The sequence below is a fragment of the Salmonella sp. NW884 genome (assembly GCF_051700745.1).
In the GTDB taxonomy this organism is placed as follows: Bacteria; Pseudomonadota; Gammaproteobacteria; order Enterobacterales; family Enterobacteriaceae; genus Salmonella; species Salmonella enterica.
Genome location: NZ_JAMMDE010000003.1, coordinates 339158 through 358173, shown reverse-complemented (window position 1 = coordinate 358173; position 19016 = coordinate 339158). Strand labels below are relative to the sequence as shown.

General features: G+C 52.8%; 17 protein-coding genes and 1 pseudogene. 10 read left to right on the top strand and 8 right to left on the bottom strand.

Annotated features, from left to right (window positions below; all coding sequences use genetic code 11):
* Positions 1 to 12: 12 nt before the first annotated feature.
* Positions 13 to 1227, bottom strand: coding sequence for an enterochelin esterase (gene fes, locus NA197_RS09805; protein WP_064042988.1), 1215 nt, complete (start codon positions 1225 to 1227; stop codon positions 13 to 15).
* A 188-nt stretch (positions 1228 to 1415) separates the two neighbouring features.
* On the opposite strand from fes, the gene NA197_RS09800 reads away from it, so the two are divergent.
* The 4 genes from NA197_RS09800 (at position 1416) to NA197_RS09785 (ending at position 5866) form a co-directional block, all read left to right on the top strand.
* Positions 1416 to 3671 (top strand): TonB-dependent siderophore receptor, encoded by a 2256-nt coding sequence (locus NA197_RS09800; RefSeq protein WP_001034966.1) that lies wholly within the window; start codon positions 1416 to 1418, stop codon positions 3669 to 3671.
* 45 nt (positions 3672 to 3716) lie between these two features.
* Entirely contained in the window at positions 3717 to 4421 is a 705-nt protein-coding gene (gene entD, locus NA197_RS09795) for an enterobactin synthase subunit EntD (protein ID WP_064042986.1), read from the top strand.
* 11 nt (positions 4422 to 4432) lie between these two features.
* Positions 4433 to 5551 (top strand): YbdK family carboxylate-amine ligase, encoded by a 1119-nt coding sequence (locus NA197_RS09790; RefSeq protein ID WP_001196908.1) that lies wholly within the window; start codon positions 4433 to 4435, stop codon positions 5549 to 5551.
* Between the two features lie 66 nt (positions 5552 to 5617).
* On the top strand, positions 5618 to 5866 hold the full coding sequence (locus NA197_RS09785; protein WP_000682497.1) for a DUF1158 family protein: 249 nt from the start codon (positions 5618 to 5620) through the stop codon (positions 5864 to 5866).
* 5 nt (positions 5867 to 5871) lie between these two features.
* Here the strand turns inward: NA197_RS09785 and NA197_RS09780 are convergent, their stop codons facing one another.
* Positions 5872 to 6213, bottom strand: coding sequence for a RamA family antibiotic efflux transcriptional regulator (locus NA197_RS09780; protein WP_000155633.1), 342 nt, complete (start codon positions 6211 to 6213; stop codon positions 5872 to 5874).
* 288 nt (positions 6214 to 6501) lie between these two features.
* On the opposite strand from NA197_RS09780, the gene NA197_RS09775 reads away from it, so the two are divergent.
* The 3 genes from NA197_RS09775 (at position 6502) to nfsB (ending at position 8201) form a co-directional block, all read left to right on the top strand.
* Complete coding sequence (locus NA197_RS09775; protein WP_000113609.1) at positions 6502 to 7083, top strand: TetR/AcrR family transcriptional regulator; 582 nt, start codon at positions 6502 to 6504, stop codon at positions 7081 to 7083.
* Entirely contained in the window at positions 7083 to 7451 is a 369-nt protein-coding gene (locus NA197_RS09770; protein WP_000348989.1) for an MmcQ/YjbR family DNA-binding protein, read from the top strand. The genes NA197_RS09775 and NA197_RS09770 overlap by 1 nt, the downstream gene beginning before the upstream one ends.
* Before the next feature lie 96 nt (positions 7452 to 7547).
* Complete coding sequence (gene nfsB, locus NA197_RS09765) at positions 7548 to 8201, top strand: oxygen-insensitive NAD(P)H nitroreductase (protein WP_064042985.1); 654 nt, start codon at positions 7548 to 7550, stop codon at positions 8199 to 8201.
* Between the two features lie 266 nt (positions 8202 to 8467).
* On the opposite strand, the gene NA197_RS09760 is transcribed toward nfsB, so the two are convergent.
* Positions 8468 to 10438, bottom strand: coding sequence for an autotransporter outer membrane beta-barrel domain-containing protein (locus NA197_RS09760; RefSeq protein ID WP_064042984.1), 1971 nt, complete (start codon positions 10436 to 10438; stop codon positions 8468 to 8470).
* Between the two features lie 310 nt (positions 10439 to 10748).
* Here NA197_RS09760 and NA197_RS09755 point away from each other — a divergent pair, with 310 nt between their 5' ends.
* Positions 10749 to 11996 (top strand): mechanosensitive ion channel family protein, encoded by a 1248-nt coding sequence (locus NA197_RS09755; protein ID WP_001156965.1) that lies wholly within the window; start codon positions 10749 to 10751, stop codon positions 11994 to 11996.
* 41 nt (positions 11997 to 12037) lie between these two features.
* On the opposite strand, the gene pheP is transcribed toward NA197_RS09755, so the two are convergent.
* The gene (gene pheP, locus NA197_RS09750; RefSeq protein WP_000786291.1) at positions 12038 to 13432 is read right to left on the bottom strand and encodes a phenylalanine transporter; all 1395 of its coding nucleotides are present in this window, start codon (positions 13430 to 13432) and stop codon (positions 12038 to 12040) included.
* A gap of 325 nt (positions 13433 to 13757) precedes the next feature.
* Between pheP and NA197_RS09745 the strand changes: the two genes are divergently transcribed.
* Positions 13758 to 14933 carry a DnaJ family molecular chaperone gene (locus tag NA197_RS09745; RefSeq protein WP_064042983.1) on the top strand — a complete coding sequence of 392 codons (1176 nt, stop codon included), beginning with the start codon at positions 13758 to 13760 and terminating at the stop codon, positions 14931 to 14933.
* A gap of 78 nt (positions 14934 to 15011) precedes the next feature.
* On the opposite strand, the gene rclC is transcribed toward NA197_RS09745, so the two are convergent.
* The 3 genes from rclC to rclA all read right to left on the bottom strand — a co-directional run bounded on the left by rclC (position 15012) and on the right by rclA (position 17303).
* Positions 15012 to 15572: a reactive chlorine resistance membrane protein RclC gene (gene rclC / locus NA197_RS09740; RefSeq protein WP_000362177.1), complete on the bottom strand. Its 561-nt coding sequence runs from the start codon at positions 15570 to 15572 to the stop codon at positions 15012 to 15014.
* Positions 15573 to 15584: 12 nt separating this feature from the next.
* Entirely contained in the window at positions 15585 to 15821 is a 237-nt protein-coding gene (gene rclB, locus NA197_RS09735) for a reactive chlorine resistance periplasmic protein RclB (protein ID WP_000922170.1), read from the bottom strand.
* A 156-nt stretch (positions 15822 to 15977) separates the two neighbouring features.
* Entirely contained in the window at positions 15978 to 17303 is a 1326-nt protein-coding gene (gene rclA, locus NA197_RS09730) for a reactive chlorine resistance oxidoreductase RclA (RefSeq protein WP_064042982.1), read from the bottom strand.
* Positions 17304 to 17518: 215 nt separating this feature from the next.
* Between rclA and rclR the strand changes: the two genes are divergently transcribed.
* On the top strand, positions 17519 to 18373 hold the full coding sequence (gene rclR, locus NA197_RS09725) for a reactive chlorine-specific transcriptional regulator RclR (RefSeq protein ID WP_000339624.1): 855 nt from the start codon (positions 17519 to 17521) through the stop codon (positions 18371 to 18373).
* A 50-nt stretch (positions 18374 to 18423) separates the two neighbouring features.
* On the opposite strand, the pseudogene NA197_RS09720 reads toward rclR, so the two are convergent.
* Positions 18424 to 18522: pseudogene (locus tag NA197_RS09720) on the bottom strand (cation transporter); the annotation flags it as partial.
* Positions 18523 to 19016: the final 494 nt, after the last annotated feature.

The window sequence follows — 19016 nt, the reverse complement described above, 5'->3', positions numbered from 1 at the left end:
ACATGTGCCCGGTTAAAGCGTGTCGATAAGCGGCTGCCAAAGCAGCATCAGCCCTTGCGTTAGCCCGCCGCGCCAGCAAAGCGCATCGTGTCCGCCGTCAACCTGACGCCAGAAAATGGACTGCTGCGAAGTATTCAGTTGGGCATAAAGCGCCTGATTCGCCTGAAACACGATCGGCTCACGCACGCCGGCTTCCAGTACGATACGCAGTCCGCGCGCACATAATGCGCCGGTTTTCAGCCGGGTAATGACTTCCCCCTCCGGCGGGGTGATGCGATGAGGCCACCAGAACGATCCTGACTGGCTTAGTACACAGCCAAAACGCGTCGGCCAGTTCAGGCCGGCATACAGCGCCGACAGGCCGCCAAAGCTCTGTCCGGCGACCACCGTTCGCCCGGCATCATCGCTAAAAGGCGTCACGGCTCTGACTTGCGGCAACAGTTCCTGCTGCACTGCCAGCCAGAAGTCGGCATTGCAGGTCAACTCCTGGCTGCGGTGGTGAGTATCAATCGCGTCAATCAGCAGATAGACGGCACCGGGAAGCAGGCGTTGATGAGTCAGCGAGGCAAGCGCGGGCCAGACGGGCATATTTTCCGCCCAGAATTGACCGTCCAGCAGAATAGCCAACGGTCTTTCCTCCGGCGCCTCGTCTCCGGTCGTCAATATCCATACGCGGCGGGAGTTACCCAGACGTGCGCTATGCCACTGCATCATCAAAGGCGGCGAGTACGGCGTTTCAGGACGATCCCATCCCGGCTGAAGGGGCGCATCCGGCATTTCCAGCGCTGAAACCGCATGACCACGTCCTCCCCGCCAGCTTTGCGAATTAAGCGGGTCGGCAATCGCCTGCGGTAATAGCTGTCGCCAGCCTTCACGCAGTGCGTTCCGATCGGGCGTTTCGCCCGGCGCAAAAGCGGCAAAAACGTCATCGCGTTCGGTAGGAATAAAACAGTAGCTGCCGCGCCAGTTAGCGCTAAGCGCCGTACTCCAGCGCCAGACATCCGTTCCGGCAATACGCGCCATCGTCTGAGGCTGCGCGTTTTGATGATGATCGGTTACGCCAGTGATGTAGACCCAGACACGCCGTATCGGGGAGTGTGTTTCGTTTCCCTGCGGGTCGCGCCACCAAAAAGTGACCCGATAATTTCCGTCTTTTTCCCGTATCCATTCCGGCCCGGTTTTCGTCCTCCACCAGGCCTCACTTCCCGTTGCCAGCGCCTCTTTCATTATAACCCTGTGTTTATTATGAATTTTGTATATAAAAGGTGAAATATATTGATAATATTATTGATAACTATTTGCATTTGCAATAGCGTATTGTCGCGCTATGGGACGCGCGAACACAATTTCACCACCCGGCCAATGCCTTTGACGGGCGCTTTGGCTTATGTGGCTAAAGAAAAGCAGGATATACAATGAACAAGAAGATTCATTCCCTGACCTTACTGGTCAATTTAGGGATTTACGGGGCCGCTCTGCCCGTGATGGCGGAAGAAAAAACCGATAGCGCTGCGCTCACCAATGAAGACACCATCGTGGTGACCGCTGCCCAGCAAAACCTACAGGCGCCAGGCGTATCCACCATCACCGCCGATGAGATCCGCAAAAATCCGCCCGCGCGCGACGTGTCAGAAATCATCCGCACCATGCCGGGCGTGAACCTGACCGGCAACTCCACCAGCGGTCAGCGCGGGAATAACCGCCAAATCGATATTCGCGGCATGGGGCCGGAAAACACCCTCATCCTGATAGACGGTAAACCCGTCACCAGCCGTAACTCGGTGCGCCTGGGCTGGCGCGGCGAACGCGATACCCGCGGCGATACCGCGTGGGTGCCGCCGGAGATGATCGAACGCATTGAAGTGCTGCGTGGCCCTGCCGCCGCACGCTACGGTAACGGCGCGGCGGGTGGCGTGGTCAATATCATTACCAAAAAAGGCGGTAGCGAGTGGCACGGTTCCTGGAATACCTATTTCAACGCGCCGGAACATAAAGACGAAGGCGCGACCAAACGCACTAACTTTAGCCTGAACGGCCCGCTGGGCGGGGATTTCAGCTTCCGTCTGTATGGCAACCTCGACAAAACGCAGGCGGATGCGCGTAATATTAACCAGGGGCATCAGTCTGAACGTACCGGGAGTTACGCCGACACGCTACCGGCAGGACGCGAGGGGGTCATTAACAAAGATATCAACGGTGTGGTTCGTTGGGATTTTGCTCCGCTTCAGTCTCTGGAGCTGGAGGCCGGATACAGTCGCCAGGGCAATCTCTATGCCGGCGATACTCAGAACACCAATACGAACCAACTGGTGAAAGATAATTACGGAAAAGAGACGAACCGCCTCTATCGGCAGAACTACTCTCTGACCTGGAACGGCGGCTGGGATAATGGCGTAACCACCAGTAACTGGGTGCAATACGAACATACCCGTAACTCCCGGATGCCGGAAGGCCTGGCAGGCGGCACCGAAGGAATTTTCGATCCCAAAGCATCGCAAAAATATGCCGATGCCGATTTGAATGACGTCACCCTACACAGCGAAGTGAGCCTTCCTTTCGATCTGCTGGTCAATCAAAACCTGACGCTGGGTACTGAATGGGCCCAACAGCGTATGAAAGACGAGCTCTCCAACTCGCAAACCTTTATGGGGGGAAATATCCCGGGTTACAGCAGTACCAATCGTAGCCCCTATTCAAAAGCGGAAATTTTCTCTCTGTTTGCTGAAAACAACATGGAACTGACCGACAGCACCATGCTGACGCCGGGGCTACGTTTCGATCATCACAGTATTGTGGGGGATAACTGGAGCCCGTCGCTGAACCTGTCGCAAGGTCTGGGGGATGACTTTACCCTGAAAATGGGAATCGCCCGCGCTTATAAAGCCCCGAGTCTGTACCAGACTAACCCAAACTATATTTTGTACAGTAAAGGTCAGGGTTGCTACGCGACTGGCGCGGGTACCGGCATCGGCTGCTATATGATGGGTAACGATGATCTGAAAGCCGAAACCAGCATCAATAAAGAGATCGGTCTGGAATTTAAACGCGATGGCTGGCTGGCCGGCATCACCTGGTTCCGCAATGATTACCGCAATAAGATCGAAGCGGGTACGGTGCCGTTGCAGCGTATCAACAACGGCAAAACGGATGTTTATCAGTGGGAGAACGTGCCGAAAGCGGTCGTTGAAGGTCTGGAAGGCACGTTAAACGTACCGGTTAGCGACACCGTCAACTGGACGAATAACGTTACGTATATGCTGCAGAGTAAAAACAAAGAGACCGGCGAACGCCTGTCGATTATTCCACAGTACACGCTTAACTCTACCCTGAGCTGGCAGGTACGTCAGGACGTTTCTCTGCAATCGACCTTCACCTGGTACGGCAAACAAGAGCCGAAGAAATATGATTATCAGGGTAACCCCGTTACCGGAACAGATAAGCAAGCGGTCAGCCCATACAGTATTGTTGGCCTGAGCGCGACCTGGGACGTGACCAAAAATGTCAGCCTGACCGGTGGCGTGGATAACCTCTTTGACAAACGTCTGTGGCGTGAAGGTAACGCGCAAACCGTCAGGGATACGCAAACTGGCGCTTATATGGCGGGTGCTGGCGCGTACACCTATAACGAACCGGGGCGTACGTGGTATATGAGCATTAATACCCATTTCTGATGGCAACCTTCCCTCCCTCATTCGGGGAGGGAATTGGCAAAAACGATGCTGACATCTCATTTTCCCCTTCCCTTTGCCGGACACAGGCTGCATATCGTCGACTTTGATGCGAGCAGCTTTCACGAACACGACCTGCTATGGCTGCCTCATCACGATCGGCTCCGGTCTGCCGGACGCAAGCGTAAAGCTGAACATCTGGCAGGCCGCATCGCCGCCGTTCATGCGCTACGCGAGATGGGCGTCAGGACAGTGCCCGGTATGGGCGACAAGCGACAGCCGCTATGGCCGGACGGCCTATTTGGCAGCATCAGCCACTGTGCGACAACGGCGCTGGCCGTCATATCCCGACAACGTGTCGGCATTGATATAGAAAAAATCATGAGTCAACACACGGCGACAGAGCTGGCGCCGTCCATTATTGATAGCGATGAGCGCCAAATTCTCCAGGCGAGCTCGCTCCCTTTTCCGCTTGCCCTGACGCTGGCCTTCTCCGCCAAAGAGAGCGTTTATAAAGCCTTTTCAGACCGCGTCACGCTCCCGGGATTCGATAGCGCAAAAGTTACCTCGCTTACTGCCACGCACATCTCGTTACATCTGCTGCCAGCCTTTGCCGCCATGATGACTGAACGTACCGTCCGTACAGAATGGTTTCAACGTGGCAATAGCGTTATTACTCTTGTTTCTGCAATAACGCGCTTTCCCCACGACAGGAGCGCTCCCGCTTCTATACTTAGCGCAATCCCCCGATAAATGAGATCGCTATGGCGCTGAATGATTTTCACGTTTCTGAACCTTATACGCTTGGTATTGAGCTGGAGATGCAGGTGATCAATCCACCTGGCTACGATTTAAGTCAGGACTCTTCTACGCTGATCGACGCCGTTAAGCCCCAACTTACTGCGGGAGAAATTAAGCACGATATCACCGAAAGTATGCTGGAGATGGCCACGGGCGTCTGCCGCGATATTGACCAGGCGGCGGCCCAACTTTCTGCCATGCAGCACGTTATTTTACAGGCGGCGTCGGAACACCATCTCGGCATTTGCGGCGGCGGTACGCACCCTTTTCAAAAATGGCAGCGTCAGGAGGTCTGTGATAATGAGCGCTATCAACGCACGCTGGAAAATTTCGGCTACTTAATTCAACAGGCGACGGTTTTCGGTCAGCATGTCCACGTCGGCTGCGCGAATGGCGACGATGCGATTTATCTTTTACACGGGCTGTCGCATTTTGTGCCGCACTTTATTGCGCTCTCCGCCGCGTCTCCCTATATGCAAGGATCTGACACCCGTTTTGCCTGCGCGCGCCTGAATATTTTTTCCGCTTTTCCCGATAACGGTCCCATGCCGTGGGTCAGTAACTGGCAAGAGTTTGCCGGACTATTTCGTCGTCTGTCTTACACCACGATGATCGACAGCATCAAAGATTTGCACTGGGATATCCGCCCCAGCCCGGCCTTTGGCACGGTAGAAGTTCGGGTGATGGATACGCCGCTCACCCTTGATCATGCCATCAATATGGCAGGGTTGATTCAGGCGACCGCGCACTGGCTGCTGACCGAGCGTCCCTTTAAACCGCAGGAACAAGACTATCTGTTATATAAATTCAACCGTTTTCAGGCTTGCCGCTATGGTCTGGAGGGCGTGCTAACCGATGCCTATACCGGCGACCGCCGTCGCCTGGCAGATGATACGCTGCGTCTGCTGGACAACGTTACCCCCTCAGCGCGCAAGCTGGGCGCCGACAGCGCCATTGACGCGCTACGTCTGCAGGTGAAAAAAGGCGGTAACGAAGCGCAATATATGCGGGAGTTTATTGCCGACGGCGGATCGCTGATAGGTCTGGTACAAAAACATTGTGAAATCTGGGCGGGACAATAGACAGCATATTTGCCTTACCAGGCGATATCCCGGACAATGGCGTTTTAACTTACGTTTAACAAAGCCATGAAACACCCGCTTGAATCATTGATGACCGCTGCCGGTATTTTGCTGATGGCGTTGCTCTCCAGCCTGCTGCTGCCCGCCCCTTCGCTCGGCCTTGCGCTGGCGCAAAAACTGGTCGGGATCTTTCATCTTATGGATCTCAACCAGCTTTATACTTTGTTGTTTTGTTTATGGTTTCTGTTGCTCGGCGCGCTGGAATATTATGTCATTCGCTTTATCTGGCGGCGCTGGTTTTCGCTGGCCGATTAAACATTTCAATGCGTACGGCCATGCTTTTCTTTACGATAAGCGCCTGGCGGCAGGTTGAACGTGCGGGTAAAAATGCGCGTAAAGGTTTGCTGCGAATCAAAACCATACTTGAGACAAATATCATACACCTTCTGGTCGGTGTCGCGCAGGTCGCGCGCCGCCAGTTTTAGCTTCCGTTCACGCACGTAGCGCCCCAGACTCTCCCCTTTGTACTGCATAAAAAGGCGCTGCAGGTGCCACTTGGAATACCCCGCATGACGGGCAATATCATCAATACGTAACGGCTGATTCAAATTATCATCAATCCACTCGACAATCGTGTCGATAACCTGAGCGGAAATGGTCATCGTGCTCTCCCCTCTATCAAACTCGTCAGCGGCTCCCGCACCGCACATTTACGGCAACAGCAATAAGCATAGTAATAACCACACAAATTGTGAGACGGCTTATCGCATGGCCTGCAATATGCTTTTCTACCACTTCATGCGGCAGCCCTTGATTATGAGTGAGTAAGCACTCATTATAGAAAGCAATGATACGCCGTCAAGGTACTTTTCAAAGGTTGACATTCACCGTTGCGACGCGACAACGGGCGTGATTCAATCATGTTTTTACAGACATAAGGGTAACGTGTAGTGGCTCGTCCGAAGAGTGAAGACAAAAAACAAGCATTACTGGAAGCGGCAACCCAGGCGATAGCGCAATCCGGTATCGCCGCCTCAACGGCGGTGATTGCGCGTAACGCAGGTGTTGCAGAAGGAACATTGTTTCGCTATTTCGCGACCAAAGATGAGCTGATTAACACGTTGTATTTGCATTTAAAGCAGGATCTCTGCCAGTCAATGATAATGGAGCTGGATCGATCCATTACCGATGCCAAAATGATGACTCGTTTTATCTGGAACAGTTACATCAGTTGGGGTCTGAACCATCCCGCGCGCCATCGGGCGATCCGTCAACTGGCCGTCAGCGAAAAGCTCACCAAAGAGACGGAACAACGGGCCGACGATATGTTCCCCGAATTGCGCGATTTATGTCATCGTTCCGTTTTGATGGTATTTATGTCGGATGAGTACCGCGCCTTCGGCGACGGCCTTTTTCTGGCGCTGGCTGAAACAACAATGGATTTCGCCGCGCGCGATCCCGCTCGCGCTGGCGAATATATTGCGCTGGGATTCGAAGCCATGTGGCGCGCGCTGACTCGCGAGGAGCAATAATGGACGGTCAAACACTGCACGCCTGTGCAAAACGCTTTGCGCTGGAACTGCCTTTTACCGAACACTGCTGGCCTTTCGGCCCACAGTACGATGTGTTTAAAGTCGGTGGCAAAATATTCATGCTGTTCACTGAACATCACTGTCGCCCAGTGGTGAACCTGAAGTCGGATCCCCAAAAATCCCTGGTAAATCAACAAATTTACCCCAGCATTGCGCCTGGCTATCACATGAATAAGAAACACTGGATTTCAGTCTATGCGGGCGAGGATATCACCGTCTCGCTACTCAACGATTTGATAAATGACTCATGGAATCTGGTTGTAGACGGGCTGCCTAAAAGAGAGCAACTGCGCCTGCGACCGCGCTGATGCAATAACCGTTTCCGCATTTTCCTCCCTTATCTTTTTACCGATAACCCGGTACCCTGCTGATACAAAAGGGTACTAAACCAACCAGGAGCATTTATGGATATCGTTTCTGTCGCCTTACAGCGCTACTCCACTAAGGCGTTCGATCCCAGCAAAAAACTGACCGCCGAAGAAGCGGATAAAATAAAAACACTACTACAGTACAGCCCCTCCAGCACCAATTCCCAGCCGTGGCACTTTATTGTCGCCAGTACGGAAGAAGGCAAAGCGCGCGTAGCAAAATCCGCTGCCGGAAACTACACGTTCAACGAACACAAAATGCTGGACGCCTCCCATGTGGTGGTCTTCTGCGCGAAAACCGCGATGGATGACGCATGGCTTGAGCGCGTCGTCGATCAGGAAGATGCCGATGGCCGTTTCGCTACGCCGGAAGCTAAAGCGGCAAATGATAAAGGTCGCCGCTTTTTCGCCGATATGCACCGCGTCTCGCTGAAAGATGACCACCAGTGGATGGCGAAACAGGTTTATCTGAACGTCGGCAACTTTCTGCTGGGCGTTGCCGCGATGGGTCTCGACGCCGTCCCCATTGAAGGTTTCGACGCCGAGGTGCTCGACGCTGAATTTGGTCTGAAAGAAAAAGGCTATACCAGTCTGGTCGTGGTGCCGGTCGGCCATCATAGCGTCGAGGATTTCAACGCCGGGCTGCCGAAATCACGTCTGCCGCTTGAAACCACACTGACGGAAGTTTAATCCCCTGCCTAAGCCGGACGCCCGTCCGGCTTTTTTCACCTTTCTGCCAGGTTCCCCAATGATCAATAGCGCGAAGTGCCAGGTTTTACATCGCTAGTGTTAACTTTCTCTTTCAACCTATTAAAAATAAATAATATTTAAAACTGGTACGCCGTTTGCCATATCTGGATACCCCCTATCTGGATGAAGGAGAAAACGGCGTGACACCGGTTTGCGCCTACGATGGCGATATTGTCACCACGGGGTTGGCCCTCCCTGGCGTGTCATCAAAATCGGGCGCTAAACCCAACGTTATAACGGGTTTGATTGCCATCGCTTAACCCTGCCGTTTGCGCCAGCCCGGCGAAAGCGGACACCGTTGCCGACAGCGGAAAATCTGCGCCAATCGCGATATCAACCCAGTTTTTATCCTGCGCTTTTCCGTCGCGGCTAAACGTCAGCGCGGTCGATTTAAGGCCGCCGTTCGCCACATACGTATCATCGCCAAACTGACGGCGATAATTAATCTGCGCCCAGGAGTGAATGATGCTGTGGCGGAGATCCAGACGCCAACCCGCGCTACCCACCTGCGAATGGGCGTTTTGGTCACCAAAACGCATTGATGTACTGGTATTGAGCTTCTCGCTATAACCATTAACGTGGCTGTAATCCCATGCATATTGCAGCATCGGTCCGGTCGTTAACCACGGCATCATGACAAAATCATAACCGCTGGTTAACCTCGCGCCCCACAGCCGACCGTTGGTTTCGCCCTCTTCCACCCGTCTTAGCGCACCGAGCGTTATACTGCGCTGAATGTTACTAAATTTAGCGGACAGGTAGTGTAAATCGCTATCCAGCCACGCCTGACCGGCGCGTAAATGGCTGAATACGGCGGCCTGAAAACCGCGGGCGTCATAACGATAATTATCGTCAGGATGTTGCTTATCCAGAGAACCGGCTATCAGCCCTCCCAGCAGTACCTGCTCGTTAAGCTGATAATCGACGCCAACCGTCAGATTATTATGATTACCGTTCCCGTCGGCCTCATTATTATCATAACGTTGATATCCCCCGCTGTATCCGCCGAACATGCCCAGTGAACCAACAGGATTTTCCCCCTGGCGAAGCTGCTGATAACGGCTGTCAAGCGTGTCACGACTGCCTTGCGCCATCGACTGAACGCTTTGGTTCAGATATGTCGCCTGTACCGGCGCGGCAATGATCGACTGGATATATTGCGCAATAATGGTATGGACCTGCGGACCGGGATGTAAATGATCGGCAAACAGATAGTCCTGCGATGCATTAAATCCTGGCATTGCCGAGGAGCACGCCGAAGCGGATACGCCCGGCGGGCAGGCCATGCCTACGGTATTTGTCAGACCAAACGCCTGCGGGTGGGCAAGAATTTCCTTAAAGAGGCCGTTGATATCGGCACGGGCTATATTACCTCCGTGTTGCTCCAGCCCCTTCTCTTCCATCTGATTATAATAATCGGTCAGAGCTGACGCCTGCCCTGCCGCCGCTTCATAGCCCGCCAGCAGTTGCTCAACGAGCAGTTGCTGAATAAACGGATTGCTGCTTACCGTTGCAGCCGCCGCCAGCAACGCCTTGCGGATCGCCTGTTGCCGACTGGCGAAATCGGGCGTAGCTCCCTCCGCCAGCGCCTCTAACGCCGCTTTTAGCGCCGGGGGCGCCGCTGCGCCCAGCCCGGCGGTGATTACCGCCTCCAGAAGCATTGGCGTCGCACTAATATCCGGTACGTTTGGCACCACGACCAGCCCGGCGCCGGCATCCAGTAACAGCCCTACCTGCGCCGCCGCGCTAGTGGCGCTATTACCGGCTATTTGCTGTGCCATGGTTGGTTGCGCGATGGCCGCCGCCAGATCGTTTCCGCCGACCCAGTGAATATACAAACCGTTGTGGTCGGCTTTTCCCCCCGTTTTGGCAAGCCACTGCCGTACCTGATCCGCGGTATTATCCTGCGGGTTTAATTCCGGGGTCGCCGTCGCGCCGCCGGCGGCATAATTAGAGCCGCCATTGCTGGAAGGGCTTAATGCCAGCCCATATCGTTCGGCCAACTGTTCGTCGTAGAGCTTATTTTGACCACTATCCCAGGTCCAGCGACCGTTATTCCCGGTATCGCTAAGGCTATCGCCAATCACCGTAAGAGAGTCAAACGCACAGGCAGATAATGGCGCGGCCAGCGCCAGCGAGAGTATGCCGTATTTTAGCAGGGTACGCTTTTGGGTCATCCGATGTTCCTTAATGTTATTGTTGATAGGTACGACGGTGCTAATCATTATCCGACAGAGATATTGCAATCGTTTTAAACATTCTGGTTAAAAAGTTTTCATTCATTGTTGACGTACTGGCGCCTGTTCAAAAAGAGGGAACCGCGTAAAATAACGACGTTTATAGGGCACTGGATAAAATATAGCGTATGGATAACCCCAGAGGCGCTTTTACCCGTCTGTTGCTGATTATGCCTGAAGCGCAGGCGTCCTGATTTGCATAAATGCCATTCAGCAGTCATCATAGGCTGCTGTTTATAAAGGAGAGATTATGCAGGAATTGATATCCCAGGTAGAAGATTTAGCGGGAATTGAAATGAATCACACCACGTCGCTGGTGGTGATATTTGGTATTATTTTTCTGACAGCAGTTGTCGTGCATATTATTTTGCACTGGATAGTACTGCGCGCTTTCGAAAAACGTGCCAACGCCAGTTCCCGCCTGTGGCTGCAAATTATTACCCAGAATAAATTATTCCATCGTCTGGCTTTTACGCTGCAAGGCATCATTGTCAATATTCAGGCCGCGCTCTGGCTACAAAAAGGCAGTGAGGCTGCGGATATCCTGACGACCTGCGCGCAGTTATGGATTATGACCTACGCCCTGCTGTCGTTATTTTCTCTGCTGGACGTGATTTTCAATCTATCGCAAAAATGGCCCGCCGCCTCTCAGTTACCGCTAAAAGGAATATTTCAGGGTATTAAGCTCATCGGCGCAATTATCGTCGGCATTCTGATGATCTCACTGCTGATTGGCCAGTCACCAGCAATTTTAATCAGCGGGCTGGGCGCGATGGCCGCGGTATTAATGCTGGTCTTTAAAGACCCGATTCTTGGCCTGGTTGCCGGTATCCAGCTTTCCGCCAACGATATGCTCAAACTAGGCGACTGGCTGGAAATGCCGAAATATGGCGCAGATGGCGCGGTCATTGATATTGGCTTAACCACGGTAAAAGTACGCAACTGGGATAATACCATCACCACCATTCCCACCTGGTCGCTGGTTTCCGACTCATTCAAAAACTGGAGCGGCATGTCTGCGTCCGGCGGACGCCGGATTAAACGCAGCATTAATATTGACGCGACCAGTATCCATTTTCTGGATGATGATGAAAAACAGCGGCTGTTAACCGCGCAACTGTTAAAGCCGTACCTTACCAGCCGTCATCAGGAAATCGATGAATGGAATAAACAACTGGATGCGCCGGAATCAGCCTTAAATCACCGCCGCATGACCAATATCGGGACATTTCGCGCCTATCTGAACGAATATTTACGCCACCATCCGCGCATCCGTAAAGACATGACGCTGATGGTACGCCAACTGGCGCCTGACGATCATGGTTTGCCGATAGAGATCTACGCCTTTACCAATACCGTCGTGTGGCTGGAATATGAGAGCATCCAGGCCGATATCTTCGACCATATTTTTGCCGTGGTGGAAGAGTTTGGCTTGCGTATTCATCAGACGCCGACCGGCAGCGATATTCGCGCGCTGTCAGGGACATTGCGGCATTAATGGATTGCCCGATCGCATGAGCATGGGATCGGGCAAAAAAGTTAATGAGCCTTACGGCGCAAAACGGTAAACGCGATAAACAGGAATACAATCCATACCGGCAGCAAAATCGCCGACAATCGCATATCGTCCATCGTACACATTAACACCAGAATCAGCGCCAGAAACGCAATGCACAAATAGTTTCCGGCGGGATAGAACAGCGCCTTAAATTGCGTCTCGCGCCCTTTACGACGCATCGCCGCGCGAAAACGTAAATGCGCGAGACAGATCATTATCCAGTTTAGCAATAGCGTCGCGACAACCAGCGCCATCAACAGGCTAAACGCTTTTTGCGGCAACAGATAGTTGATCAGCACCACCAGCGAGGTAATCGCTCCGGAAAGTATCAGCGAGTTCACCGGCACGCCGCGATGGCTGACGCGGGTTAAAAATTTCGGCGCATTGCCTTGTACGGACAGGCCGAACAGCATTCGGCTGTTCGAATAAACGCCGCTGTTATACACCGAAAGCGACGCGACCAGAATAACGAAATTCAGCGCCGAAGCCACCACATTACTGTCCAGGTTATGGAAGATCATCACAAAAGGGCTGCTATTGGATTTCACCTCTACCCACGGATAGAGCGCCAGCAACACCACCAGCGAACCGATGTAGAACAGCAAAATACGGTATACCACCTGATTCACCGCTTTCGGGATGCTTTTTTGCGGATCGCGCGCTTCCGCCGCAGTAATGCCGATCAGCTCCAGTCCGCCAAAAGAAAACATAATCACCGCCAGCGACAGAAGCAAACCATGCCAACCGGTAGCGAAGAAACCGTTATAACGCCAGAGGTTATCAATGCTGGCATGTTCGCCGCCGTGGCCGGAGAACAGCAGCCACAGACCAAAACCTATCATGCCGATAATCGCCAGCACTTTAATCAGCGCGAACCAGAATTCCGTTTCGCCATACAGACGAACGTTCACCAGATTCACGGCATTAATGATAATAAAAAACACCGCCGCCCATACCCATGTTGGTACGTCAGGCAGCCAGTACTGCATATAGATGCCCGCCGCGGTCAGCTCCGCCATCCCGACCAGCACAAACATGACCCAATAGTTCCAGCCCGACAAAAAGCCCGCAAACGGCCCCCAATATTTCCAGGCGAAGTGGGCAAACGATCCGGAAACCGGCTCTTCCACGACCATTTCACCCAACTGGCGCATAATGAGAAAAGCGATAATCCCGGCAACGCCATAGCCCAACAAAACAGCCGGCCCCGCCATTTGAATCGCCGGGCCGATGCCCAGAAACAGTCCGGTGCCAATGGCGCCGCCCAGGGCGATTAGCTGAATATGGCGGTTTTGCAACCCCCGTTGAAGCGTCGGTTCATTCTTCGACGCGGCATCCGACACGCTGGCGCCGGATGCAGTTGACGCGTTTTTCACGTCCTACCCCTGTATCGTTTTTATTGAGGGGCACCTTTTAACATTTCGCTCTCGCTGCCGCAAGGCGCAATCGTTTGTCAAGGCTCAACTCCGGACGTTAACGTTATCGTGTAAAAAAAGATGTCGCGGGGAGTAAAAAGAAAAGAGTGCGCGCCGATATAGAACGTTACGGGTGACAGACGCCGGGTATAAAATATGTGAATAACTCTGGACGAAAAGTACGACACCCTACAGAATACATTTAGTATTTTTTCAGTATTTTCAAAAAGGTGAATCAGACCTGGTATCTGTTATCCGTTTTTGAGCCACGCCAGGCATCAACGTCATGAATAAAATCATCAAACGTTTAGAGATCATCAAAAGCGCCATCGAACTTGAGGACGAAGAGATTATCCGTCATCAGCTCATCTACCTGAAAAATGAGCCGCAGGATGCCGTAATCAGCGCGATTGCCCAGGCGATTGAAGCTCGTCGATTCAGTGACGCCATGCAAGAGATCGCCGCCTGGCTACAGGCTCAACGGGCGCTCTCGACGTGGCAAGATCCCTCTATTGCCGCCAGTAAACTGGAGCTGAAAGCGCTTGAAGCCCAGCTTCGCGATCTGATTGACAAACGAAATGCGCGGGTACAAATCCTCGACGATTTCAATGACCTCTATCATCTGCGTCTCGGGCCGTTGATGAGCCGTATTCTGGAGTTGCGTAAACAGCTCGCAGTGAGTATGCAGCGTAAGCAAGAAGCCGAAATAAAACGCCGGGAAAAGGATTATCAATCCTGCCTGCAATTTATTTCCCAGGCCGTGGATCAACTGGCAACGCTAAAACAGCAGTGGACAGGATTGAATGCCGCCTCGCGCGAAGCGGTGGGCATCCGTCAGCGAATCCAGCAGCAGACGGAGTTAATCACCGCGTTGCTGGCGGAAATTCGCGAGCTGGAAGCGGATTTTTCCCATCAGGACGACAGCGCATTCCGCCAGGCGCAGGAAAATGCGGAACAGGACTATCACCAGTACCGGGAGCAGCAGCAGGAAGCGCAATTCCGCTACGCCCGCGATCAACGTTTGTCGGCTGACGAACGCAGTGAATTAAAACGTTTGTGGCGTCAGGCCAGCCGCCTGTGTCACCCGGATGTGGTCGCCGATGAATTGAAAGAAAAAGCGCACCAGATGATGGTACAGCTTAATCAGGCGCGGCAGAATGCCGATCTGGCGGCAATTCGCGCGTTATTGACGCAGCTGCAAAGCGGCCTGGAACCGATGATGGCAAGCGACAGGCTAAATAATCTGGAACATCTGCGCCATAAAATACGCCAGCTCCGCACGCAAATCGACGCGCTGTTGAAAGAGATAACGCAACTGGAAACGGAAAATGCCTGGCGGCTCGCCTCTTCCGTTGCGGATAAGGAAGCCTATTTCTCCGAGCAGGAACGAGCGCTAACCGAAATTCGCAATACGCTGGAGGCGCAGGTTCAACAGGTGGAACAGGAACTTCTGTCAGGGTAGTCCATCATTTATCAACACATTGTCGGATGGCGCAAGCGCCACCCGACGAATCGCGGCATAAAGAGGGTAAGAGGGTCGCTACTGTCGCTGTAAAAGTAACGAACGGGCGGAGTCCGCCATGATCATCACCGCACCTGCCAGCATTAACGTATCTTTTAATACCAGCCGTCCGGCGCCCGATAAATACGGAAAACCATAATGCGCATCGCCCAGCGGCATAACCCAGGCCTCCGGCGTGGTGATCAAAAACGACAGCGTGACAAATGGCGTCAGGAATGCCAGCACGCCGCCCGCCAGCCCTAACCAGCGGCTGACAGGGTTAGCCAGTACCAGCGCCGCGATAATCAATTCCACCACGCCCAGACCATCCGAAAACGCATACGTATTATTGGCGGTTTGCCAGGCGCGTTCCTCCGGTTTTAGTTCGCCCTCATGAGTCAGATGCTGACGATATTCTTCCGGATGTTCATAGAAAAAAGACATAAACGGGCTGTTCGCTACAAACGGGGTAATACTGTCTGCCTCATAGGGCACAAATTTTAGTAGTCCAATCCAGATAAAAACGATGGCGATACTCAGGCGAATTAATGTTAATCCCAGCCGATCCCCCTGACTTAACAGACGAAGATATTTATCCATCTCAGGCTCTCCTTATTTATATAATATCGCAGTGGCGTAACCCGTATTATCAATACGCATTGACGTAATTTTCCATGACGACGCCTGTTTACTTTGCGCCAGTCTGGCAATAGCGTCTTCAAGCATTGACGGTGTTGCTGACACCGCAGAAACGCTGATATATTCAACGTCAGTTAGCGGCTGGGCGGAGGCGGAAAACGCCAGCGGCGCAGCCAATAATGAAGCAATAAGTGTGGTAACTTTTAACATCGAGATTTCCAGTCGTGGGTTATGTCAATGCTGTTATAATACGTTATGCCTGACTAAAGCCTTTTCTTTCAGACGCCAGCATATTTGTCCTGGCGTATTTTTATAGTCTGACAGGCAAAAAAAAGCCCTGATTAACAGGGCTACATTATTTATGTTTTACTTAATGAGAGAGAAGAGATCGTTTAAAGACTCACTCATTGTAGGATGGGTAAATATCTGGTCGCGTAACACCGTATAAGGTAAATCTGCATCCATAACGGTTTTAACGATATTAATCATTTCATGAGAATCGACGCATAACAATGATACCCCTACAATACGCTGCGTATTCACGTCCACTACCGCTTTTAGTACGCCACAGGTATCGTTCATAACACGGGCGCGAGGGATCGCCGCCACCGGTAATGTCACCACCTGCACCGTTGCGCCGCTTGCCCGCGCTTGCTCTTCCGTCAGCCCGACACGAGAGAGCGGCGGCGTCATAAAGACGGAGTATGGAACGTTCTGGCGATCGCGGGTACTGCGTTTGCCATCTCCCAATAACCCGTCGCGTACAATACGAAAATCATCCAGTGAAATATAGGTAAACTGCAACCCACCGGTAACGTCGCCCATCGCCCAGATATTGTCCGCCGTGGTACGCAGGTAATCATCCACGATGATCCCGCCGCGTTCGTTCACCGCCACGCCGGCGTTCTGCAACTGTAAGCCAGCCGTCGCCGGTTTTCGCCCCGACGCCACCAGCAGGGCATCCACAAGATGCGCGCCTTCCGGCGTTTCCACTTGTACCGCGCCCTCCTTTGAGGATACGGCCTGTACGTTGGCGTTTAAAATCAGCTCGACGCCCTTTTCCTGTAAAATACGGGTAATTGCCTGCGCGATATCCCGATCTTCACGAGGCAGGAATTGCGGCGCTGCTTCAAAGATAGTGACCTTCGTACCGAAGTTGGCGAACATTGAGGCAAATTCAAGGCCAATATAACCACCGCCTAAAATCCCCAGGCGCGCCGGACGCTGGCTCAGGCTGAGTAGTCCGGTGCTATCGAACACCCCTGCCGTCGTTGTTAAGCCCGTAATAGCCGGGATCACCGACTCTGCGCCAGTATTAATGAAGATCTTTTCTCCCCGTAACACCCGCTCGCCGTCCGCCTGAAATACCCGTAAGGTATGGTTATCAATAAACTCCGCCCTTCCCTCAATCACATCGACATTGTCCAGGTCGGCAAGATTATGAAAATTTTTGTCGCGTAAAAAATTTACGACCGCCGCTTTGCGTTGCATGGCGACAGAAAAATCGCCCTCACGTTCCGCGTCATGCACCAGCGTTTTCGTTGGAATACAGCCAATGTTGATGCAGGTTCCGCCGAACATACTGGCGGACTGTTCGATAATCGCCACGCGCCATCCCGTCTTCGCCAGAGTTGCCGCCAACGTTTTTCCTGCCTTGCCAAAACCAATAATGAGCGCCTGATACTGTGTCATCTTCTTTCTCCGCCAAATCACCATCTGTTTGTCAGGACAAGTATAAATAACGTCAAAAAAGACAGGGTTATCCGCAACGCGTCATTTTTTGTCTTATCGTCTAAATTGGCGGTTAGCAAAAACAAGAGTAGAAATGACATTGAGTCCGAAATATAGTGATCAGAGACAGAAATGGTTATCCCTATTTTTGAAAAAGAATCTGTTCTGGAGTCTATATGGATGCGCTTAGTCGGCTATTGACGCTTAACGCCCCTCAGGGCTCAATCGACAAGAATTGTCCGTTAGGCGGCGACTGGCAGTTGCCGCACGCCGCTGGCGAACTATCGGTGATTCGCTGGCATACCGTTACGCAGGGCGAAGCGCAACTGGAAATGCCTACCGGCGACGCCATGACGCTTACGCCGGGAAAGGTGGTGATTCTGCCGCAAAACTCCGCCCACCGTTTGCGCCAGTCTGGCGAAGCACCGACACATATCGTGTGCGGTAGTCTACGTCTGCACACGACGTCACGTTATTTCCTTACCGCGTTGCCGGAAGTGTTATGTCTTGCCCCGCCGCCGCATAGCCCCGCCAGTATCTGGCTTAACGCCGCCATTTTGCTGTTACAGCAGGAGTCAGAACGCCATTTACCTGGCGCTGATGTCTTATACAGTCAGCAGTGCGCCACGCTGTTTACCCTCGCCGTTCGCGACTGGCTATCGCAGGCTGGCACGGCGAAAAGCGTGCTCAATTTATTGCTGCATCCCCGGCTGGGCCGCGTGATCCTTCACATGCTGGAAACACCGGCGCATCCCTGGACGGTCGAAACACTGGCGCAACGGGTACACATGTCGCGGGCGAGCTTCGCCCAGCTATTTCGCGACGTGTCCGCTACAACGCCCTTAGCCGTGTTAACAACGCTGCGCCTGCAAATCGCCGCCCAGACCCTGTCGCGTGAAGCGCTGCCGGTGATGGTGATTGCCGAGTCGGTAGGTTATGCGAGCGAATCTTCTTTTCACAAAGCTTTTGTCCGTGAATTCGGTTGTACACCAGGCGAGTACCGCAAACGGGTCAACGCGCTCGGACGATAAACGTAGGCTGAACCCGCCTACAGTTTGACGCCGCAGGCGGGCGACACACGTTATGCCGCAAGGCGACGATGCCTGCGCAGCCACATCAGCTTGTAGGCTGCCGGAATGATGAACAGCGACAGCAGCGGCGCGGTAATCATGCCGCCGACCAGCGCAAAGGGAACGCTGGTAATGATCAATAACGCTTCTCCGACGTCGACTCTGCAACCTGCCCCGTGACGGTCTCAACGCTAATAGACGCTCTACGTAGGCGATAATCCCGAAAATACAGCGGTTGACAGACTAAGCAGCAAGACGGAATCACAATGACCCGACTCCTTTTTAGGGAAGCACAAAGTTTTATTGTATTACAAACACTTCAGGGTTGGATTTAAGAGTTTTATTTGAGGGAAATTAAACAGCACCCGTAACAACACCTGTTGCGAGATAATGCGCAAATACAGGGATGATTAAAACTTACCCTGATACTTACACTGCAGGATAATTTTAGATGATAGGCTTTTTGATGTAACTCTTTGATTTATCAATGGCGCGCCCTGCAGGATTCGAACCTGCGACCCACGGCTTAGAAGTTCCTAGAACTACCTTCTAAGTCAACAACATACCCCATCAATACCGCGCTCACAAGTCCCATCTTCGAAAA